Annotated in this window: 18 protein-coding genes; 13 read left to right on the top strand and 5 right to left on the bottom strand. The window is 71.4% G+C overall.

Annotated features, from left to right (window positions below; genetic code table 11):
• The first annotated feature begins 13 nt into the window (after positions 1–13).
• The 5 genes from AB3K78_RS14200 to AB3K78_RS14180 all read left to right on the top strand — a co-directional run bounded on the left by AB3K78_RS14200 (position 14) and on the right by AB3K78_RS14180 (position 5,258).
• Complete coding sequence (locus AB3K78_RS14200) at positions 14–1,084, top strand: histidinol-phosphate transaminase (protein ID WP_416447367.1); 1,071 nt, start codon at positions 14–16, stop codon at positions 1,082–1,084.
• A 143-nt stretch (positions 1,085–1,227) separates the two neighbouring features.
• On the top strand, positions 1,228–2,415 hold the full coding sequence (locus tag AB3K78_RS14195; protein ID WP_416444293.1) for a thiamine pyrophosphate-dependent enzyme: 1,188 nt from the start codon (positions 1,228–1,230) through the stop codon (positions 2,413–2,415).
• A complete protein-coding gene (locus AB3K78_RS14190; RefSeq protein ID WP_416444291.1) occupies positions 2,412–3,413 on the top strand; it encodes an alpha-ketoacid dehydrogenase subunit beta in 1,002 nt (333 codons plus the stop codon). Before AB3K78_RS14195 ends, AB3K78_RS14190 begins: the two co-directional genes overlap by 4 nt.
• Positions 3,414–3,424: 11 nt before the next feature.
• Positions 3,425–4,828, top strand: a complete 1,404-nt coding sequence (locus AB3K78_RS14185) for a dihydrolipoamide acetyltransferase family protein (RefSeq protein ID WP_416444289.1) — start codon at positions 3,425–3,427, stop codon at positions 4,826–4,828.
• Positions 4,829–4,859: 31 nt separating this feature from the next.
• On the top strand, positions 4,860–5,258 hold the full coding sequence (locus tag AB3K78_RS14180) for a hypothetical protein (protein ID WP_416444287.1): 399 nt from the start codon (positions 4,860–4,862) through the stop codon (positions 5,256–5,258).
• Positions 5,259–5,313: 55 nt separating this feature from the next.
• Here AB3K78_RS14180 and AB3K78_RS14175 read toward each other — a convergent pair whose 3' ends face one another.
• The 5 genes from AB3K78_RS14175 to AB3K78_RS14155 all read right to left on the bottom strand — a co-directional run bounded on the left by AB3K78_RS14175 (position 5,314) and on the right by AB3K78_RS14155 (position 11,606).
• On the bottom strand, positions 5,314–5,901 hold the full coding sequence (locus tag AB3K78_RS14175) for a 1,2-dihydroxy-3-keto-5-methylthiopentene dioxygenase (RefSeq protein WP_416444285.1): 588 nt from the start codon (positions 5,899–5,901) through the stop codon (positions 5,314–5,316).
• A 58-nt stretch (positions 5,902–5,959) separates the two neighbouring features.
• The gene (mtnC, locus tag AB3K78_RS14170; RefSeq protein WP_416444283.1) at positions 5,960–7,366 is read right to left on the bottom strand and encodes an acireductone synthase; all 1,407 of its coding nucleotides are present in this window, start codon (positions 7,364–7,366) and stop codon (positions 5,960–5,962) included.
• A 212-nt stretch (positions 7,367–7,578) separates the two neighbouring features.
• Positions 7,579–8,223 (bottom strand): MIP/aquaporin family protein, encoded by a 645-nt coding sequence (locus tag AB3K78_RS14165; RefSeq protein WP_416444281.1) that lies wholly within the window; start codon positions 8,221–8,223, stop codon positions 7,579–7,581.
• A 184-nt stretch (positions 8,224–8,407) separates the two neighbouring features.
• Positions 8,408–10,609 (bottom strand): catalase/peroxidase HPI, encoded by a 2,202-nt coding sequence (katG, locus tag AB3K78_RS14160; RefSeq protein ID WP_416444279.1) that lies wholly within the window; start codon positions 10,607–10,609, stop codon positions 8,408–8,410.
• Between the two features lie 139 nt (positions 10,610–10,748).
• Positions 10,749–11,606 (bottom strand): IclR family transcriptional regulator, encoded by an 858-nt coding sequence (locus AB3K78_RS14155; protein WP_416444277.1) that lies wholly within the window; start codon positions 11,604–11,606, stop codon positions 10,749–10,751.
• A gap of 149 nt (positions 11,607–11,755) precedes the next feature.
• Between AB3K78_RS14155 and AB3K78_RS14150 the strand changes: the two genes are divergently transcribed.
• The 8 genes from AB3K78_RS14150 to AB3K78_RS14115 all read left to right on the top strand — a co-directional run bounded on the left by AB3K78_RS14150 (position 11,756) and on the right by AB3K78_RS14115 (position 20,380).
• Positions 11,756–13,423, top strand: a complete 1,668-nt coding sequence (locus AB3K78_RS14150) for an ATP-binding cassette domain-containing protein (RefSeq protein WP_416444275.1) — start codon at positions 11,756–11,758, stop codon at positions 13,421–13,423.
• 1 nt (position 13,424) lies between these two features.
• Positions 13,425–14,219: an ABC transporter permease gene (locus tag AB3K78_RS14145; protein WP_416444273.1), complete on the top strand. Its 795-nt coding sequence runs from the start codon at positions 13,425–13,427 to the stop codon at positions 14,217–14,219.
• A 100-nt stretch (positions 14,220–14,319) separates the two neighbouring features.
• Positions 14,320–15,192, top strand: a complete 873-nt coding sequence (locus AB3K78_RS14140) for a glycine betaine ABC transporter substrate-binding protein (protein WP_416444271.1) — start codon at positions 14,320–14,322, stop codon at positions 15,190–15,192.
• On the top strand, positions 15,189–15,725 hold the full coding sequence (fae, locus tag AB3K78_RS14135) for a formaldehyde-activating enzyme (RefSeq protein WP_416444269.1): 537 nt from the start codon (positions 15,189–15,191) through the stop codon (positions 15,723–15,725). Before AB3K78_RS14140 ends, fae begins: the two co-directional genes overlap by 4 nt.
• The gene (locus AB3K78_RS14130; protein WP_416444267.1) at positions 15,722–16,666 is read left to right on the top strand and encodes an NAD(P)-dependent oxidoreductase; all 945 of its coding nucleotides are present in this window, start codon (positions 15,722–15,724) and stop codon (positions 16,664–16,666) included. The genes fae and AB3K78_RS14130 overlap by 4 nt, the downstream gene beginning before the upstream one ends.
• Positions 16,663–17,439, top strand: a complete 777-nt coding sequence (locus AB3K78_RS14125) for an SDR family oxidoreductase (protein WP_416444265.1) — start codon at positions 16,663–16,665, stop codon at positions 17,437–17,439. The genes AB3K78_RS14130 and AB3K78_RS14125 overlap by 4 nt, the downstream gene beginning before the upstream one ends.
• 56 nt (positions 17,440–17,495) lie before the next feature.
• Positions 17,496–18,956: an FAD-binding oxidoreductase gene (locus AB3K78_RS14120; protein ID WP_416444263.1), complete on the top strand. Its 1,461-nt coding sequence runs from the start codon at positions 17,496–17,498 to the stop codon at positions 18,954–18,956.
• A 26-nt stretch (positions 18,957–18,982) separates the two neighbouring features.
• Positions 18,983–20,380, top strand: a complete 1,398-nt coding sequence (locus AB3K78_RS14115; RefSeq protein ID WP_416444261.1) for an FGGY-family carbohydrate kinase — start codon at positions 18,983–18,985, stop codon at positions 20,378–20,380.
• Positions 20,381–20,464: the final 84 nt, after the last annotated feature.

Below are 20,464 nucleotides of genomic sequence, written 5' to 3'. Positions count from 1 at the left end.
TCCTCCGGTCCGCCTGCGGGCCGACGTGCTCGCCGTGCCGCCCTACCGCCAGGGCGCGGCCCCCACCCGGCCGGGGTTCAAGCTGTCGAGCAACGAGAACCCCTTCCCGCCGCTGCAGGCCGTCGTCGACGTGCTCTCCGACCCCGCGGCGGTCAACCGCTACGCCGCCGCCGCGATGCCCGAGCTGCGCGCTGCGCTCGCCGCCGAGTTCGGCGTCTCGCTCGACGGGGTGCACCTCGCGGCGGGGTCCGTCGCGATCCTCTTCCAGCTCGTCGCCGCGGCCGCGGCGCCGGGGGACGAGGTGCTGCACGCCTGGCCCAGCTTCGAAGCGTACCCGTCGCTCGGCCTGAATTCGGGGGCCGTCTCGGTGCCCGTGCCGCTCACCGAGCACGCCGAGCACGACCTCGACGCGATGGCGGACGCGATCACCGAGCGCACTCGCGTCGTGCTGCTCTGCACGCCCAACAACCCGACCGGTCCGACCATCCGACGCGCCGACTTCGAGCGCTTCATGCAGCGCGTGCCGGCCGACACCCTCGTGGTGCTCGACGAGGCCTATCGCGAGTTCGTCACCGACCCGGAGGCGGTGCGCGGCGAGGAGGTGCTCGCGAAGCACCCCAACCTCGTCGTGCTGCGCACCTTCTCGAAGGCGTACGGGCTCGCCGGCCTGCGCATCGGCTATGCCGTCGGGGCTCCGGCGATCCTCGCCGCCGCGCAGGTCACCGCGATCCCGCTCTCGGTCACGGGTGTGGCCGAGGCGGCGGCGCTGGCGTCGCTGCAGCCGGGCGCCCGGGCCGAGCTCGCCGCCCGGATCGAGGTGCTCGTCGCCCGCCGGGCCGAGCTCGTCTCCGGGCTGCGCGGGCTGGGCCTCGCGGTCCCCGAGGCACAGGGCAACTTCGTCTGGATCCCCGAGGGGCCGGGCGGGGTCGCGAGCGCGGCGGAGCTCGCCGCCGCCTTCGCCGCGGAGGGCACCCTGGTGCGACCGTTCCCGGGCGCGGGCGTGCGCATCACGGTCGCGGAGGCCGAGAGCCTGCCCGTCGTGATCGGGATCGTGCGCGAGTTCCTCGCGGCCGCGGGAGCCTAGCGGGGGAGGCGCCGCCCGCGCGCTCACTCCGGTTGCGGCGAAGGGCTGCTTCTCCGGGGCGCGAGTCGCCATTCGCCGCACGCGAAACGGGAGCGGCGGGACATATCCGCGATTCGCCATGCGGCCTGGTTACACTCGGAACGATGGCCGAACAGATCAGCGCGAGCCCGCTGCACAGCGGAGCCGACCCCGAACCGATCCGATTCCTCGACGAGGACGGACGGTTCGCGCCGTCCGGAACCGCCGCGGAATACGCCGCCGAGCTCGAAGGCGTCACCGACGACGAGCTGCGGCAGTGGTACGTCGACATGGTCGCCACCCGCGCCTTCGATACCGAGTGCACGCACCTGCAGCGGCAGGGGCAGTTGGCGCTCTGGGTGCCGAGCGTCGGCCAGGAGGGCTGCCAGGTGGGCATCGCCCGCGCGGCCGAACCCCAGGACCACATCTTCCCGGCGTACCGCGAGCACGCGATCGCGCGGATCCGCGGCGTCGGGTTCCTGCAGGTCGCGGCGCAGTTCCGCGGGCTCACGCACGGTGGCTGGGACGTGACCGACCCGGCGAACGGCAACTTCCACCTCTACACGCTCGTGCTCGGCGCGCAGACCCAGCACGCGACGGGCAACGCGCTCGGCCAGCTGCTCGATGCGAAGCGCCGCGCCGGCGTCACCGCGATGGACCCGGGCGAGACCGCCACCGAGACCGGCGAGGCGACCCTCGTGTTCTACGGCGACGGCACCACCAGCCAGGGCGACGCCAACGAGGCGATGATCTTCGCCGCGAGCTACCAGACGCCCGAGGTGTTCGTGGTGCAGAACAACCGCTGGGCGATCTCGGTGCCCGTCGAACGCCAGTCGCGCACCCCGCTGTACCGCCGTGCGCTCGGCTTCGGCCTGCGCGCCGTGCAGATCGACGGCAACGATCCGCTCGCGGCCTACGCGGTCGGACGACGCTACCTGCGCGAAGCGCGCACCGGTGGGGGACCCGGCTACATCGAGGCGCTCACCTACCGCATCGGCGCGCACACCACGAGCGACGACCCGACCCGGTACCGCGAGAACGAGGAGCTCGCCGCCTGGCAGGAGCGCGACCCGATCCAGCGCTTCGAACGCTACCTGCGCGACCGCGGCGCCATCGACGACGCCTTCGTCGAGCAGACCGCCGCCGAGGCCGACGCCGAGGCGAAGCGGGTGCGCGACGCGATCCTGACCCTGCCGGCGCCCGACGCCGACGACATGTTCGCCCACGTCTACTCCGAGCCGCATCCGCGGATCGAGGAGCAGCGCGACTGGCTCGCGCGCTACGAGGCATCGTTCGAGGAGGGTGCCGCATGAGCGCCGTGCAGACCCTGACGGAGCGGCAGACCCTGCCGATGGCCCGCGCCCTCAACGAGGGACTGCGCGCCGCGATGGCCGCCGACGAGCGCGTGCTGCTGATGGGCGAGGACATCGGCCCGCTCGGCGGCGTGTTCCGCGTCACCGACAAGCTGCAGGCCGAGTTCGGGTCGGCGCGCGTGCTCGACACCCCGCTCGCCGAAGCCGGGATCGTGGGCAGCGCCATCGGCCTCGCCATGCGCGGATACCGGCCCGTGGTCGAGATCCAGTTCGAGGGCTTCATCTTCCCGGCCTTCAACCAGATCGTCACCCAGCTCGCCAAGATCACGAGCCGGCACGACGGCGCGGTGCCGATGCCGGTCGTGATCCGGGTGCCCTACGGGGGGCACATCGGCGCGGTCGAGCACCACCAGGAGAGCCCCGAGGCGTACTTCGCCCACACGCCCGGCCTGCGGGTCGTCGCGCCCTCCACCCCGAACGACGCCTACTGGATGATCCAGCAGGCCATCGCGTCGAACGATCCGGTGCTGTTCTTCGAACCGAAGGCGAAGTACTGGCAGAAGGGCGAGGTCGATCCGACCGGCGCCCCCGGCGAGCTGCACCGTACCCGCGTCGCGCGCACCGGCACCGACTGCACCGTGGTCGGCTTCGGTGCGATGGTGACCACCCTGCTGCAGGCGGCCGACGTGGCGGCCGCCGAAGGGACGAGCCTCGAGGTCGTCGACCTCCGCAGCGTCTCTCCCATCGACTACGAGCCGCTGCTCGCCTCGGTGCGCAAGACCGGCCGGCTCGTGGTGGCGCAGGAGGCTCCGGGCAACGCGAGCGTCGGCAGCGAGATCGCCGCGACCGTCGCCGAGCAGTGCTTCTACTCGCTGCAGGCGCCCGTGCTCCGCGTCTCGGGATACGACGTGCCGTTCCCGCCCGCGCGCCTCGAAGGAATCTATCTGCCGGATGCCGATCGCGTGCTCGAAGCCGTCGATCGCACGATGCACTACTAGGAGAATCCCCGATGAGCGAGCAGATCTTCCCCCTTCCCGACGTCGGCGAGGGCCTCACCGAGGCCGAGATCGTGACCTGGCACGTGGCCCCCGGCGACCGTGTCGAGCTGAACCAGGTGATCTGCGAGATCGAGACGGCGAAGTCGCTCGTCGAGCTCCCGTCGCCGTTCGCCGGCGAGGTCACCGAACTCCTCGCCGAGGTCGGGCAGACCGTGCCCGTCGGCGATCCGATCCTGCGCGTACGCTCGGGCGCCGCAGCGGATCCCGCGGATCCCGCGGCGCCGGCTGCTCCGGCCGCACCGGCGGCCGCGTCGGCTCCGGCTCCGGCTCCGGCGGCACCGCCCGCTCCGGCGGCTCCCGCCGATTCGGAGGAGACCCGCGACGCGGTGGCGGATGCCGCCGCGAGCGTGCAGCACGAGGAGGATGCCGGGGGAGCCGTGCTCGTCGGCTACGGCACCGCCGGCACCGTGAAGTCGCGCCGCCGCCGAGGCGGCGAGCCGCTGCTCGCGGGCGCCGCGCCGGTGAACAGCGCCCCGATCCCGGTCGCGGCGGCGGCACCCGTGATCGCGAAGCCGCCCATCCGCAAGCTCGCGAAGGACCTCGGCGTCGACCTCGCCGAGGTGCACGGCACGGGCATCGCGGGAGAGATCCTGCGCGACGACGTCGTGCGCCAGGCCTCCCAGGCGAGCCTGTTCCGCAACCTCTCGACGCCGGAGCCCGCCGAGGCCCGCGAGGAGCGGATCCCGCTGAAGGGGATGCGCAAGCAGATCGCGAAGGCGATGGTCGAGAGCGCGTTCGAGGCGCCCCACGTGAGCGTCTTCACCGAGGTCGACGCAACTCGCACCATGGAGTTCGTGAAGCGACTCAAGACCTCGCCCGATTTCGCCGGCGTCAAGGTCTCGCCGCTGCTCATCTTCGCGAAGGCGATGCTGTGGGCGATCCGCCGCAATCCCCAGGTGAACTCGACCTTCACCGAGACCGAGATCATCCGCCACCACTTCGTGAACCTCGGCATCGCCGCGGCGACGCCGCGCGGGCTCGTGGTGCCGAACATCAAGGATGCGCAGGAGCTCAGCCTGCTCGATCTGGCCAAGGCCATCGAACAGCTGACGATCACCGCGCGAGACGGGCGCACGCAGCCCGCCGAGATGCAGCACGGCACCATCACGATCACCAACATCGGCGTGTTCGGCATGGACTTCGGCACCCCGATCCTCAACCCCGGCGAGTGCGGGATCATGGCGATGGGCACGATCCGCGAGAAGCCGTGGGTGGTCGACGGCGAGGTGCGGCCGCGCATGGTCACCACGGTCGGCGGGTCCTTCGACCATCGCATCGTCGACGGGGACGTGATCTCGCGCTTCGTCGCCGACGTCGCGTCGGTGCTCGAAGAGCCGGCGCTGCTGCTGGACTGACCGGCGGGATCGCCAGAGCGGAGACGGGCCGGTGACCTGGGAGCAGCCGCCGCTGCCGCCCGAGCACCGCGAGCGGCTGAGCCGCGGGCGGAGCACCCGCTGGAACGCGTCGTGGGTGCCGCCCGGCGATGCGACGGAGGGTCGACTGCGTCGCGGGGCCGCCGCGTCCTGGATGGTGGGCCTGCCCTACGCGGTGCTCGCGGTCTGCTGGATCGGCCTCCTGCTGAACGCCGACTCCCGCAGCGGGATCGGCTGGCTCTTCGGGATGTGGCTCGCCTGCGTGCTGCTCTTCCCGTCCGCGCTGCTCGGGGCGATCTGGGCCGGGACGGTGCGTCGCTTCGGTGCGATGTGGTGGGGGATCGCCGCCGCCGTGCTCTGCCTGCCCGGCTTCGGGCTGGGCCTCTGGACCCTGTTCTCGATGATCTCCTGACGGGCGCGAAGGCGAACGGGCCCGGCCCGGCGCTCCGGGCGCCGGGCCCGCCCGGTCAGGCCCCGGCGAGCTCCGCTCGGCGGGCGTGCAGCTGGTCGAAGGTCGCGAAGGTCTCGGCGATCGGGTTGCCCGTGAAGTGGCCGACCCAGCCGTCCTCGTCGTGGAAAAAGCGGATCGAGGTGAACTCGGGCGAGGTGCCCATGTCGAACCAGTGCGTCGTGTTCGCCGGCACCGAGACGAGGTCGCCCGGCTCGCAGTAGAGCGCGTGCACCTTCCCGTCCACGTGCAGGTAGAACACGCCCGCGCCCTTCGCGAAGAAGCGGTCCTCGTCGTCGTCGTGCCGGTGCTCCGACAGGAACTTCTCGCGCGACGGGCCCTTGACCTCGTCGTAGTTCGCCTGCGCCGGGCTGAGCCCGACGATGTCGACGAGCGTGTATCCCTCGGACCGCTTCACCTGCTCGACCTCGTCGGCGTAGAGCGCGAGGATCTCGTCGAGGCTCGCGTCGTCGGCGAAGTCCTTGACCTCCCAGCGGAAGAAGCGCGCGCCGAGCGCGTTCAGCGCCGAGCGGATCTCGGTCTCGTCGGTGGTCTCGACCACGGGGGTCGCGGGATCGGTCTCGTTCCAGATCGTGAGCAGCGTCATCGGTCCCTCCTCGGGGTTCGGGTGTCTGGGGTTCCGCGGCGCCCCGGGCGGGGCGCCGTCACAGGCTTCGGGAGGCGACCGCGTGGCGCAGCAGCCACTCGACGATCTCGAGGTGGTGCCGTGCGGCGGTCGCCGTGCGGCCCCAGGCGTACATGCCGTGGCCGGCGACGACGAGGGCCGGCACCTCGGGGGTCTCGTCCGTCGCCGGTGCGTACACCTCGTCGAAGCGCGCGGCCTCGACGGTCATGTCCTGGTGGTTCGCGATCACGGGGATCCGCACGGTGGCGTCGTGGGCCGGGTGCCCGATCCCCTTCAGCATCTCGAGGTCGCGGATCTCGATCCCCTCGGGCCACAGCTGGCCGGCGAGCACCGCGTCGAGCGCGTGCACGTGGAACACCGCCTCCGCGCCGGTGCGTGCGGCGATGTGCGCGTGCAGGCCGGACTCGGCCGACGGCTTGCGCGCGTCGGCGGGGTCGGCGCTGCGGCCCGCGGCGTCGACGAGCACGACGTCCCGCTCCGTGAGCTCGGATTTGTCGAGGCCCGACGCGGTCACCGCGAGCAGCAGGGGATCGCGGTGCACGACGGCCGAGAGGTTGCCGGCCGTGCCGCGCATCCAGCCGAAGTCCGAGAACCGTGCGGCCTCCGCGGCCAGCACGCGTCCGGCATCGCGCAGGCGCTGCGCCGGGACGGGCGGCGCGCCGGGTCCGGCCGCATCGGCGGCCCGGTCGGGCGTCTCCGCCGGGCCGGCCTGGCCCTCGGACCGGACCTCGATGCGGTCGAAGTGCGGCACGGCGGGAGCCGCGAAGTCGGCGCCGGCCCAGGGCTCGCCCGCGCGGTCGAGCGCGACGACCCGCCAGCCGGCGTCGAGCGCGGCGTCCACTTCCTCCGGGTGGTCGGTGAGGAACAGCGTGCGCGCCGGGTCGGTGCCGAGGGCGGCGGCGATCCGCGCGTACGAGGCCGGATCCTTCTTGGGGCCGGCGTTCACCGTGTCGAACCAGGCCTCGACGAGGCCCGAGAGGTCGCCCTGCGGGGCATTGCGGAACCAGGGCTGCTGCGAGGCCACGGAGCCCGAGGAGTAGACGGCGATGCGGATCCCCCGTTCGTGCCAGTCGCGCAGGCGCGGGGGGACGTCGTCGAAGAAATGCGAGGTGATCTCGCCGGCGGCGAAGCCCTCGGCCCAGATCACGCCCTGGATCGTCTTGAGCGGCGTCGACTTGATATCGGAATCCATCAGGCTGCGGAGCGCGTCCGCGACCTCGGCGTCGGACGCGTCGGCGCGGAGGCCGGTCTCGGCGATCGCCTGAGCGCGCGCCTCGCGCACCGTGCGGTCGTCGCGGCCGAGCACGGCGTCGAGCCGGGGCCTCGCGTAGTCGTAGAGATCGCCGAGGATGAATCCCGCGGCGCTCGTCGTGCCCTCGAGGTCGACGACGACGGCGTCGGCGGTCACCGGTGTGGGGGCGGTCATGCGCTCTCCTGGGGATCGGCGGCCGTCGCGGCCGGGTCCGGAACTCCGCCAATGCTAAGCGCGGGCGGGCGGGTGGGCCCCGAGGATTACGCCGCATTGCGGCACCCCGGGCGACGTGCGCCCGCTGCCGCCGGGGAACGACGGAGGGCCCGCCCCGGCGAACCGGAGCGGGCCCTCTGCGTACCGCTACGAGCGGTGCGGGTGCGTCGTGCTTAGGCGTCGGCCTTCGTGAGGTCGTGCGCGTTGAGCAGGCGGAACGCGAGGCCCGCGAGCACCGCGCCGACGGCCGGCGCGAGGATGTAGAGCCAGATGTTGGCCCAGTCGAAGTTGCCGTTGACCGCGAGACCGAGGGCCACTGCCGGGTTGAAGCCGCCGCCCGAGATGGGGCCGACGGTGGAGGCACCGAGGAACACGGTGGTGCCGATGGCGAGGCCGTAGAACGAATTGCCCTCGTTGTCCTTCGAGGTGGCCACGTTGAGCACGACGAAGACGAGCACGAAGGTGAAGACGAGCTCGGCGATGAATGCCGGGCCGGTCTCGATCTTGACCGCGGCGTCCGGGCGCTTCCACAGGGCGGAGGCGAGCAGGGCGCCGAGCACGCCGCCGACGAACTGGGCGACGATGTAGACGACGAAGTCGCCGACGCTCAGGGCGCCGCGGATCAGCGCGCCGAGCGAGACGGCCGGGTTGAGGTGAGCACCCGAGATGTGGCCGGTCGCGTAGACCAGCACCATCAGGGTGAATCCGATGATGAGCGGCGTGAAATCGCCGCCGTTGTTGATCGCGCCGATGATCGTGAATACGAACAGCAGGGTCGCGAGTGCTTCAGAAACTGCGTTGCGAAGGACGCCAGTCATTGTGCTCTCTTTCATGGAATCGAGAGGTTTCCCCCAGGTTTGTGTTCATTATGGCAAAACCTGAGCATTCCGAGGCGAAATCGACGCAGAACCGTCACCGACGACCGAGGGCCGCCTCCGAATGCCCGGAAACGGCCCCTGGTCAGGCGCTTCGACCACGCTTCGACTGCGGGTCGGTCGCGGGTCAGCGTGCGTCGAAGCGGTCGAGGTTCGAGACCTTGACCCAGGCGTCGACGAAGTCGCGCACGAACTGCGCCTGGGCGTCGTCGCTCGCGTAGACCTCGGCGATCGCGCGCAGCTCGGAGTTCGAGCCGAAGACCAGGTCGGCGCGGGTACCCGTCCAGCGCCGCTCCCCGCTCGACTCGTCGACCCCCTCGAACGCGCGCTGCTGCGGGTCGAGAGCGCGCCACTGCGTGTCGAGGTCGAGCAGGTTGACGAAGAAGTCGTTCGTCAGCGTGCCCGGGCGGTCGGTGAGCACGCCGTGCTGCGAGTCGTCCCAGTTGGTGCCGATGACGCGGAGGCCGCCGAGCAGCACGGTCATCTCGGGTGCCGAGAGAGTCAGCAGGTTGGCGCGGTCGAGCAGCAGGTGCTCGGCCGGGATGCCGAGGGCCCGTGCGCTCTCGTAGTTGCGGAAGCCGTCCGCCGCGGGCTCGAGGAACCCGAAGGACTCGACGTCCGTCTGCTCCTGCGAAGCGTCGGTGCGGCCCGGGGTGAACGGGATCTCGACCTCGTGCCCGGCCGCGCGGGCGGCCTGCTGCACGCCGACGTTGCCCGCGAGCACCACCAGGTCGGCGATCGAGACCGACGGGCCGCCCTGGGCATCGAACTCGGCCTTGATCGCGTCGAGTGCGTCGAGCACACGGGCGAGCTGCGCGGGCCGGTTGACCTCCCAGCTGCGCTGCGGCTCGAGGCGGATCCGTCCGCCGTTCGCACCGCCGCGCTTGTCGCTGCCGCGGAACGACGAGCTCGCCGCCCACGCGGCCCGCACCAGCTCGGCCGCGGGGAGATCGAGCTCGCCGATGCGGCGAGCGAGGTCGGCCACGTCGGCGTCGCCGAGGGCCGGGCCCGTCGGCGCGGGGATCGGATCCTGCCAGAGCAGGTCCTCCGCCGGGACCTCCGCGCCCAGGTAGCGGGACTTCGGTCCGAGGTCGCGGTGGGTCAGCTTGAACCAGGCGCGGCGGTAGGCCTCGGTGAAGGCCTCCTGGTCGTTCTTGAAGCGCAGCGAGATCTCGCGGTAGATCGGATCCTCGCGCAGCGAGATGTCGGTCGTGAGCATGCGGGGCTCGCGGCGTCCATCGCCCTGCGCCATGGGCACCATGTCGGATCCGGCGCCGTCCTTCGGCCGCCAGTGGGTGTGGCCGCCCTCGCCCGTCACGAGCTCCCACTCGTAGGCGAAGAGGATGTGGAAGAACTCGTTGTCCCAGCGTGTGGGGTGGTAGGTCCAGGTGACCTCGATGCCCGAGCCGATGGTGTCGTTGCCGCTGCCGGAGCCGTGGCTGCTCTTCCATCCGAGGCCCAGCTGCTCCATCGGGGCACCCTCGGGCGACTCGCCGACACTGCCCTCCTCGGGGGCGGCGCCGTGGGTCTTGCCGAAGGTGTGACCGCCCGCGATCAGCGCGACGGTCTCCTCGTCGTCCATGGCCATGCGCCCGAAGGTCTCGCGGATCTGGTGCGCAGCGGCGATCGGGTCGCCGCTGCCGCGCGGGCCCTCGGGGTTCACGTAGATGAGGCCCATCATGGTCGCGCCGAGGGGCTTCGAGAGCTCCTGCGCGCCGTCCGCGCCGAGGCGGCCCTCGTCGCCCAACCAGGTCGATTCCGAGCCCCAGTAGACGTCGTCGTCGGGCTCCCACACGTCGGGGCGGCCGCCGGCGAAGCCGAAGACGGGCATGCCCATCTGCTCGTGCGCGACGTTGCCGGCCAGGATCATCAGGTCGCCCCACGACAGCGAGCGGCCGTACTTCTTCTTGACCGGCCAGAGCAGACGGCGCGCCTTGTCGAGGCCGACGTTGTCGGGCCAGCTGTTGAGCGGAGCGAAGCGCTGCTGTCCGGTTCCGCCGCCGCCGCGGCCGTCGAACACGCGGTAGGTGCCGGCGGAGTGCCAGGCCATGCGGATCATCAGCGGGCCGTAATTGCCGAAATCGGCGGGCCACCAGGGCTGCGACTCGGTGAGCAGGCGGGCGATGTCTGCCTTCACCTCGGCCAGATCGAGGGTCTCGAACGCCGCGCGGTAGTCGAAGTCGGCGCCCTGCGGATTCGCGACCACCGGGTTCTTCGCCAGGATCTTGAGGTTCAGGCGATCGGGCCACCAGGAGGCGTTGGTGGGCGCCGTGCGCGAGGCGGAGGGGGCGCCGTGGGGGACGGGGCACTGGCCGGCGGTGTCGGTCATTTCGGATCCTTTCGAGGGTGTCTACCGGGGTCGTGCGCAGTCTGGCACGGGGGCTGACACCCGCCCGGCTTCCTTACGGAGGCGTAAGGAAGCCGGGTGCGGGACCCGGGCGCGCCGAACGTCCGGGAGTCCGGACGGCCTACTGCGGGGCCGCGCCGAGGCGCGCCGAGAGCTCGCGGGCGGTGCTCGCCACGTGCGCGCCGAGCGCCGGCAGCCGGTCGCCGATCCGATCCTTGGGCGCGCTGACGTTGATCGCGGCGACCACCCGGCCGGTGAAGTCGGTCACGGGCGCCGACGCCGCGACCACGCCGATCTCGAGCTCCTCGGCCGAGAGCGCGTACCCGCGTTCCCGCACGCCCCGCAGCTCCAGGATCAGGCTTTCGAGGTCGGCCGCGGGCGCGGTGCCCGGCAGCGGCGCGTCCGGAACCGGGAAGCCGCTGCGCGAACGACCGGGATCGACGGGTCCCATGAGCGGGAGATCGTTGCCGTGCTCCGCGTACCAGCGGCCCAGCGATCCCTCGTCCCAGTCGCTCAGCAGCGCCCGCCCAGACGGGGTCCGCCAGGCCGCGGTCGTGGTGCCGGCCCAGCCGGTGGTGCGCACCTCGTGGGGGCTCAGCTCGCTGAGCAGGGTCAGCACGTTGCCGCCGCTGAGCACGCAGAGGTGGCTGGTCTCCCGCGTCGTCTGCACGAGGTGCCGCAGCGCACCCCGCGCGGCGGCGATCAGGGCCGCGTGCGCCGAGTGCGCGGCCAGCGCGTAGAGGCGCGATCCCGGCAGGTAGCGGAGCGTCTCGTCGTCGCGATCGACGAGACCGGCGTCGGCGAGCGTGGAGAGCGCCCGCGAGACGACCGCCTTGTCGCGTCCGGTGCGCTGGGCGATCTGGGTGACGCCCAGTCCGCCGCTCGCGAAGGACGCGTCCTCGCCCAGCAGCTCGAGGATCTCGATGTCCCGGCTCAGACCCGAGGTATTGCGGCGCGGGCCGGCTGCAGTGCTGCTCATGCGGGCAGCGTACTCTTCGGTTGCCATATCATCAACATTCTTTGACGAAATGATCACCACCAGTACCGTGGCTTTCACGGACCCTGGCGCCCGCCTCAATGACGAGACAGGAGTGGATTCCATTGACCGGATTCAGTTGGGAAGGCCTCATGACCTTCCTCCGCCGACGCGGCGAGGACATCGTGCAGCTCACGATCGACCACCTGGCCGTCGTGCTGATCTCGCTCGTGCTCGCGATGATCATCGGCATCGCACTCGGCATCGTCGTGCGCGATCGCCGGTTCGCACGCTCCGCCGTGCTCACCGCATCGGCAGTCGCGATCACGATCCCCTCGCTCGCGCTGCTGGCACTGCTGAGCCCCGTGCTCGGCCTCGGCTGGCTCCCCACCGTCGTCGCGCTCGTCTTCTACTCGCTGCTGCCGATCGTGCGCAACACCGTCGTCGGGCTCCGGGAAGTGCCCGTCTCGGTGCTCGAAGCGGCGCGGGGCGTCGGAATGGGACCCTCGCGGGTGCTCCTCACCGTGCAGCTGCCGATCGCCTGGCCGGTGATCCTCACCGGAGTCCGCGTGGCCGCGCAGCTCACGGTCGGCATCGCCGCGATCGCCGCCTACGTCGCCGGACCCGGTCTCGGCGAGTACATCTTCAAGGGCCTCTCCTCGCTGGGGTCCAAGAACGCGCTCAACTACGCGCTCACCGGAACCGTCGTCGTGATCCTGCTCGCGCTCGCGCTCGACGGTCTCTTCGTCCTCATCTCCCGCTTCACGACCTCAAGGGGCTCCGTGCCTGAACCCACCACGAACACCGGAATCCTCTCCGCGCTCGCATCGCATCAGGGCGGCGTCGACCTCGAACTCGACCGAGTCAGCAAGCAGTACCCCGGCCAGCAGGTCGCCGCGGTCGAGGAGTTCTCGATGCGGATCGACCCCGGCGAGCTGATCATGTTCGTCGGCCCCAGCGGCTGCGGCAAGACCACCACGATGAAGATGATCAACCGGATCATCGAGCCCACCTCCGGATCGATCCGGATCGGCGGCAACGACGTGCTGTCGCTCGACGGCAACGAACTACGACGGCACATCGGCTACGTGATCCAGCAGATCGGGCTGTTCCCGCACCTCACCATCGCCGAGAACATCGCGACCGTGCCGAAGCTCCTCGGCTGGTCGAAGGCCCGCATCGCGGAGCGGGTGGAGGAGCTCCTGACGACCGTGCAGCTCGACCCCGGCGTCTTCGCGAACCGCTACCCCCGCCAGCTCTCCGGCGGCCAGCAGCAGCGCGTCGGCGTCGCCAGGGCGCTCGCCGCCGACCCGCCGGTGATGCTCATGGACGAGCCGTTCGGCGCGACGGACCCGATCACGCGCGAGAAGCTGCAGGCCGAGTTCCTGCGCCTGCAGGAGTACATCGGCAAGACGATCATCTTCGTCACGCACGACTTCGAGGAGGCGATCCGCATGGGCGACCGCATCGCGGTGCTCGGCGAACGCAGCCGGATCGAGCAGTTCGACACCCCTGCGAACATCTTGGCGAACCCCGCCAGCGAGTACGTGAGCTCGTTCATCGGCGAGGGCGCCGCCCTCAAGCGGCTCGCGCTCGTGCCGGTGTCGGAGGCTGCGCTCGGCGCTGCGGCGGGAGACGCCCCGCCGCAGACGATCGGCGTGCGGGACTCCCTGCGCGAGGCGCTCGACCGGCTGGTCGTCACGGGGGCTCCGCGCATCAACGTCCTCGACGGGGACCGGATCGTCGGCTCGATCGATCACGCGGCCATCTCGGACGTGCTCGGCGCGAGCGCACCCGGGGCCCCGCGCGGGAGGGCGTGACGTGTCCGCTCCGCAGATCACTCCGTCGCCGACCGCGCTGATCGGCACGATCCCCGCGGCACCGAGCGGTCGCGGGCGCAGGTTCCTGCGCCGCTGCGTCCCGCTCCTCGTCGTGGTCGGCGTGCTGCTCGCGCTGTTCCTCTGGGTCGGCAGCCTGCAGCTCGACTCGATCGAGTCCCGCACGCTGAACCCCGGCTACATCGTCGCCCGGATCGGCGAGCACCTCGTCCTCTCGGTGCTGGCCGCCGTCCTCGTCGCCGTGCTCGCGATCCCGGCGGGCATCGCCGTCAGCCGATCGCGCTCGCGGGTGTTCCGCGGGATCGTGATCGGGCTCGCGAACATCGGCCAGGCGACCCCGGCCATCGGCGTCGTGATCCTGCTCGCGATCGTCTGGCAGACCGGGTTCGCGACGGCGCTGCTCGCGCTCGTGATCTATTCGTTCCTGCCGGTGCTGCGCAACACGATCACGGGCCTCGCCCAGGTCGATCCGAGCGTACGAGAGTCCGCCCGCGGCATGGGTATGACCTCGGGGCAGGTGCTGCGCCGCATCGAGCTGCCGCTGGCCTCTCCCGTGATCCTCGCCGGCCTGCGCACCGCGCTCGTCTTCGCGGTCGGCGTCGCGACCGTCGCGACCTTCATCAACGCGGGCGGCCTCGGCGACATGATCGTCAACGGCCTGAAGCTGCAGCGCTATCCCGTCCTCCTCGTGGGTGCCGTGCTGGTCGCCTGCATCGCCATCCTCATCGATTGGGTCGCCGGCGTCATCGAAGACGTCGTCCGCCCGAAGGGCCTCTGAGGCCCGATCCCGTCACCCGAAAGGAACCACCCATGCACACTCGCAGAATCGGATTCGCCGCGGCAGCGCTGCTCGCCGCGGGCGCCCTCGCCCTCACCGGATGCTCCTCATCCTCCGGAGGATCCGGGGAGGAGACCAGGAGCTGGCCGGGCTGACCGGCGAGATCGGCTCCAAGGACTTCTCGGAGCAGTACATCCTCGCCCACATCACCACGGAGCTGCTCAACGCGCACGGTGCGGACGTGAAGGCGAACACCAAGCTCGTCGGGTCCGCCAACGTTCGGCAGGCGCTCGAGAACGACCAGTTCCTCGGCTACTGGGAGTACACGGGCACCTCGTGGATCACCTACAACGGCAACACCTCGCCGGTGAAGGGCGTCGAGGAGCAGTTCACCGCGGTGAAGGAGGCTGACGCGAAGAAGGGCATCGCGTGGCTGAAGCCGGCGCCGTTCAACAACACCTACGCGTTCGCGATCCGCTCGAGCGAGGCCGAGAAGCTCGGCGTGAAGACGCTCAGCGACGTCGCGAAGCTGCCGCAGGCCGACCAGACCTTCTGCATCGAGAGCGAGTTCTCGACGCGCGACGACGGCTGGCCCGGGCTCACGAAGGCCTACGGCTTCGACGCACCGGCTTCGAACGTGAAGATGCTCGACACCGGCGTGATCTACACCGCGACGCAGAAGGGCACCGACTGCAACTTCGGCGAGGTGTTCCAGACCGACGGCCGGATCCCGGCACTGAAGCTGACCGTGATGGAGGACGACACGCAGTTCTTCCCGAGCTATCAGGGCGGCTTCACCCTCAAGGAGTCGACGCTGAAGAAGTACCCGAAGATCGCGGACGTGATCGGCCAGGTCAGCCCCAAGCTCACCACCGAGGTGATGCAGAAGCTCAACGCGAAGGTCGACGTCGACGGCGAGGACCCGCAGGACGTCGCCATCGAGTGGCTCGAGGATGAGGGGCTGATCAAGTGAGCACCGAGTCCGAGTCCGCAGCCGTGCAGATCGGCGAGAGCTTCGTCGGATCCGGCGTGAACGCCGCGCACATCAACACCGTGCTCGGCCACCGAGACGGGCCGGCGGGCGCGGCGTGGGCCACGGCCCTCGCCTCGCCGAGCCCGGGCCACGTGCCCTTCGTCGCGGTGCTCCGCCCCTCGCTCCCCGTGAAGCCGCTCACGCTCTTCGTGACGAAGGCCGCTCCCGAGACCGACGCCCACGGCACGCACATCTGGGGACCGGCGCAGGCGGGGGTCGCCGCCGGGGTGGCTGACGCCGTGGCAGCCGGCACGATCCCGGCCCGGCACGCCGACACGCACGCGCTGATCGCCGCCGTCTGGGTGAACCCGGGTGCCGACGACGCCGAGCAGATCTACCGCAACAACCGCGAGGCGACCCGCACCGCACTGGCGAACGGAGCCGCGGGCCTGCCCGCGCTCGACGAGGTGCTGGCCGCCCGCGACACCCCATCCAACCCCTTCTACACGCCGAAGGACGCGCTCTCAGCATGAACGACACTCCACTGCCCACCGTCGGGTTCATCGGGCTCGGCAGCATGGGCTCGGGCATGACCCGCAACCTGCAGGCCGCCGGGTTCCCGCTCGTCGTCAGTGATCTGCGCCGCGAGGCCGCGGCCGAGCTGGTCGCCGGCGGTGCGATCTGGGCCGATACCGCCGCGGAGGTCGCCCGGTCGAGCGACCTCGTGATCACGATGCTGCCGACCCCGCGGCACGTGGCGGACGCCGCCGAAGGGCCCGACGGGATCCTCGCCGGGATCGCCGACGGGGGCACCTGGATCGACATGTCGACCTCCGTGCCCGACGTCGTCGAACGGATCCGCACGGCCACGGCCGACCGCGGGCTGCGGATCCTCGACGCCCCCGTCAGCGGGATGTCGGTCGGGGCGGCGAACGGGATGCTGCAGATCTTCGTCGGGGGCGAGGCCGCCGACGTCGAGCGGGTGCGCCCGGTGCTCGAGGCGATGGGGGACCCCGAGCGGATCCTGCACGTGGGCGGCGCCGGTGCGGGCTACGCGGTCAAGCTCATGATCAACCAGCTCTGGTTCTCGCACCTCGTCGCCACCGCCGAGGTGCTCGCGACGGGCGTCGCCGCCGGCGTGGACCTCGGAGTGCTGCGGGAATCGCTCATCGCGAGCCCGGCGAACAGCGCGTTCGTGGAGCGCGACGTGCTCTCGATCCTCGCGCACGGCGACTACGACGAGGGCTTCGCGATCGCCCTGGCCTGCAAGGATCTCGGCCTGTCGATCGACCTGTCGCGCTCGGTCGGCGTCCCCGTCGAGCTGTCCTCGCTCGTCGAGCAGGTGTTCCGCCGGGCGCGGGCCAGCTACGGCGACCGTGCCGGCGAGATGACACCGTTCCGGCTCTACGAACAGCTGCTGGGGCGCGAGCTGCGGCTCGAGGGCGCGGCCGAGGGAATCGGGGCCGCGGCGTGAACATCACCGACTTCTCGCTCGACCTGTTCTCGCTCGCGGGGCGTCGCGCGATCGTCACCGGCGGCAATCGCGGGCTCGGCCAGGGCTTCGCCCTAGCGCTCGCGAAGGCCGGCGCGGATGTCTTCGTGCCCGGGCTGCACGACGACGACGGCGAGACCGCCGAGCTCGTGCGAGCCGAGGGCGTGCGGTACGCGGAGCTCGCGGTCGACATCACCGTTCCCGGGACGCCCCGCACCGCGGTCGCCCGGTGCGTCGAGGAGCTCGGCGGCGTCGACATCCTGGTGAACTCCGCCGGGATCAGCCGCATCGCCGACGTCGTCGAGTTCGGCCGGGAGCAGTGGGACCCCATGGTGGCCGTCAATCTGACCGGCGCGTTCGAGATGAGCCACGAGGCCGCGAAGGCCATGATCCCGCAGGGCTCGGGCAAGATCATCAACATCGCGTCGCTGTTCGCGTTCCTCGGCGGCCTCGGCTCGCCGGCCTACGCGGCGACGAAGCACGGGATCGCGGGGCTCACCCGGGCCTACGCCGACGAGCTCGGCGGGTACGGGATCCAGGTGAACGCCATCGCTCCCGGCTACTTCAAGACCTCCATCACCGAGGAGACCCGCTCGGACCCCGAGCGCAACCGGCGGATCATCGACCACACCCCGGCCGCGCGCTGGGGGGACATCGCCGACCTCATGGGCGCCACCGTCTTCCTCGCCAGCCGCGCCTCCGACTTCGTGAACGGCCACGTGCTGACCGTCGACGGCGGCTACCTCGTGCGCTGACCCGCGCCCACCCGATTCGAACCGACCACACCCGAGAGAACAGGATCCCGAACGCCATGGTTGCATCCCGATCGCCGCTCGAACGCTCCGAGATCGTCGCCCGTCTGGAGCGGCTCCTCACGCCCGAGCAGATCGTCACCGACGAGCAGGAACTGCGCGAGGCGAGCGTCGACCGCTTCAAGAAGTACACGGCGGTGCACGGCATCTTCGACGGCCCGATCCCGGCCGCGATCGTGCTGGCGCGCTCGACCGAGGACGTCGCACGCGTGCTCGCCTTCGCCGACGAGCACCTCATCAACGTGGTGCCGCGCACCGGACGCACCGCGACGGAGGGCGGACTCGAGACGATCGTCGACGACACGATCGTGCTCGACGGCTCGCAGATGGACGCGATCCTCGACATCGATCCGGTGAACATGACGGCGACCGCGCAGTGCGGCGTGCCGCTGCAGCGCCTCGAGGACGAACTGCGCGCGCGGGGGCTGACGACGGGGCACTCGCCCCAGTCGAAGCCCATCGCGCAGATGGGCGGGCTCGTGGCGACGCGCTCGATCGGTCAGTTCTCGACCCTCTACGGCGGCATCGAGGACCTCACGATGGGGCTCGAGGCGGTGTTCCCCGGCGGCGCGGTGCGGCGCATCAAGAACGTGCCGCGGCGCGCGGCCGGGCCCGACATCCGCCACATCGTGATCGGCAACGAGGGGGCGCTCTGCTTCATCACCGAGGTCACCGTGAAGATCTTCCGGTACCAGCCGGAGCACCTGCGGTTCCTCGGATTCCTCGTCGAGTCCCTGCCTGCGGGCGTCGAGGGCCTCCGCGAGATCATCGTCGAGGGCTATCGGCCCTCGGTCGCTCGCGCCTACTCGGAGGAGGACGCGGCCCAGCACTTCGCCCACTTCGCGGGCGGCCGGGCCGTGGTGGTGGTCGTGGCCGAGGGACCGCAGGCGATCGCCGATGCCACGGCCGAGGGCGTGGAACGGATCTTCGCCGGGATCCCGCACGAGCCGGTGGACCCGGCGCTCGTCGAGGCCTGGTTCGACGGGCTCAACTGGGGGAAGGACAAGATCGACGCCGAGAAGCGCGCCATGCTCGAGACCGCGCACCTCGGGTACACGACCGAGGTCTCCATCGGCTGGTCGGGGGTCCGCGAGCTGTTCGAGTCCGTGATGCACCGTGTCCGCACCGAGTTCCCGCGCGAGGCCGACCTCACCATGCTCGGCGCGCACTCCTCGCACAGCTACCAGACGGGGACCAACCTCTACTTCGTCTACGACTATCGGATCGACTGCGAGCCGCGCGAGGAGATCGCCGAGTACCACGTGCCGCTCAACGCGATCATCGTCGAGGAGGCGCTGCGACTGGGCGGCTCCATGGTGCACCACCACGGCATCGGCAAGTACCGCACCCCGTGGACCCTGGAGGAGCACGGCACGGCCTACCCGCTGCTCGCGGGCCTCAAACGCCAGTTCGATCCCAACGGGATCATGAACCTCGGCACCGTCTTCCCGATCGCATAGGGCCGGGCGTGGGTTCGGGACCCTGCGTGATCGCCATCGACGGCGGCTCGCAGAGCACCAAGGTGTCGGTGTTCGACGCGCGCGGGGTCCTGCGCGCGAGCGCGCAGCGGGCGCTCCGCCCGTACGCGTCGCCGGGGCCGGGGCGCTGGGAGCACCCGGACGACGATCTCTGGGATTCGCTCGCGGCGACCGTGCGGGCGGTGCTGACGGCGTTCGCGGATGCCGGGGGCGACGCGGCCGAGATCGTCGGCGTCGGGTTCTGCACGATCCGCTTCTGCCGCGCCGTGCTGCGGGAGGACGGGTCGCTCGCGCAGCCGGTCATGAGCTGGATGGACGAACGCCTGTCCCGCCCGCACTCGGCTGCGGAATCGCCCGCCGATGCGCGATACCTCACGACCTCGTCGGGCTATCTCGGCTTCCGGCTGACGGGAGAGCGCCGGGACACCGCCGGCAACGCGCAGGGGGTCTGGCCCGTGGACTCGGAGCGTTGGACGTGGAGCGCGGACCCGGAGGCGTTCGTGCGTACCGGGATGCCGCGCGAAATGCTGTTCGACCTCGTCGCGCCGGGCACGATCCTCGGCGGTGTGACGGCGGCGGCCGCCGCCGCGACCGGCCTGCCCGAGGGGCTGCCCGTCGTCGCGACCTCGAACGACAAGGCGGTCGAGGCCCTGGGCGCGGGGCTCCGAGAGCCCGACCGGGCGCTCATCTCGCTCGGCACCTACGTCTCCGGCATGACGCTCAGCGAGCGGGCGGAACCGCCGCTCTCCGAGGCCTGGGTCAATTTCGGGGCGGAGCCCGGCCGCTACCTGGTGGAGTGCGCCGGGGTCCGCCGCGGCATGTGGACGGTGAGCTGGTTCCGCGAGCTTCTCGGGGCGGGGCGCGAGCCGGGTGCTGCGCCGAGCGAGGCGGAGCTCGGTCGCGAAGCGGAGTCGGTGCCTCCCGGCAGCGGCGGACTGATCGTCTCCCTCGACTGGCTCGCGCCCAGTGATGCGCCCGAGCGCCGCGGGGGCATCGTCGGTTTCGACGGGACCCAGGGCCGCGGACACGTGTTCCGCGCGATCCTCGAAGCCCTCGCGGTAACGGTCGGGGGTAGCTGTCGCACGCTCGTCGAGGCCCAGGGCCGCGAGCTGCGCGAGGTCGTCGTGACCGGGGGCGGGGCAGCTTCCGAGCTGATGCTCCGGATCCTGGCCGCCGTCTTCGAACGGCCGGTGCGACGGCCCGGGATCGCCGATGCCGCGGGCGTCGGAGCCGCGGTCTCGGCGGCGGTCGCGATCGGGCTGCACCCGGATTGGGATGCGGCGGTGGCGGCCATGGTGCGGCCCGGGCTGCTGGTCGAACCGGAGCCCGAGCTCGTCGAGGCGTATCGCGCCGTGCGCGCCGACTACGAACGCGTGATCCCGCGCGTGCGCGAGCTCTTCGCCTGAGCGGGTTCGCGCCGCATCGTCGTGCGTCGAGGTGCCCCGCGCCGCGGTTCTGAGTGATCAGAACCGCAACACGAGGCACCTCGA

This window comes from Leucobacter sp. HNU (assembly GCF_047946755.1).
Lineage (GTDB): Bacteria > Actinomycetota > Actinomycetes > Actinomycetales > Microbacteriaceae > Leucobacter.
This window is presented reverse-complemented; position numbering and strand designations above follow the sequence as displayed.

Excerpts from the sequence above, each read along its gene's own strand:
- AB3K78_RS14155 (WP_416444277.1), bottom strand. The coding sequence starts at position 11,606 with ATGAGCAGCACTGCAGCCGGCCCGCGCCGCAATACCTCGGGTCTGAGC.
- mtnC (WP_416444283.1), bottom strand. The coding sequence starts at position 7,366 with ATGACCGCCCCCACACCGGTGACCGCCGACGCCGTCGTCGTCGACCTC.
- katG (WP_416444279.1), bottom strand. The coding sequence starts at position 10,609 with ATGACCGACACCGCCGGCCAGTGCCCCGTCCCCCACGGCGCCCCCTCC.
- AB3K78_RS14165 (WP_416444281.1), bottom strand. The coding sequence starts at position 8,223 with ATGACTGGCGTCCTTCGCAACGCAGTTTCTGAAGCACTCGCGACCCTG.
- AB3K78_RS14185 (WP_416444289.1), top strand. The coding sequence starts at position 3,425 with ATGAGCGAGCAGATCTTCCCCCTTCCCGACGTCGGCGAGGGCCTCACC.
- AB3K78_RS14150 (WP_416444275.1), top strand. The coding sequence starts at position 11,756 with ATGACCTTCCTCCGCCGACGCGGCGAGGACATCGTGCAGCTCACGATC.
- AB3K78_RS14195 (WP_416444293.1), top strand. The coding sequence starts at position 1,228 with ATGGCCGAACAGATCAGCGCGAGCCCGCTGCACAGCGGAGCCGACCCC.
- AB3K78_RS14190 (WP_416444291.1), top strand. The coding sequence starts at position 2,412 with ATGAGCGCCGTGCAGACCCTGACGGAGCGGCAGACCCTGCCGATGGCC.
- AB3K78_RS14120 (WP_416444263.1), top strand. The coding sequence starts at position 17,496 with ATGGTTGCATCCCGATCGCCGCTCGAACGCTCCGAGATCGTCGCCCGT.
- AB3K78_RS14130 (WP_416444267.1), top strand. The coding sequence starts at position 15,722 with ATGAACGACACTCCACTGCCCACCGTCGGGTTCATCGGGCTCGGCAGC.
- AB3K78_RS14140 (WP_416444271.1), top strand. The coding sequence starts at position 14,320 with ATGCTCCTCATCCTCCGGAGGATCCGGGGAGGAGACCAGGAGCTGGCC.
- AB3K78_RS14175 (WP_416444285.1), bottom strand. The coding sequence starts at position 5,901 with ATGACGCTGCTCACGATCTGGAACGAGACCGATCCCGCGACCCCCGTG.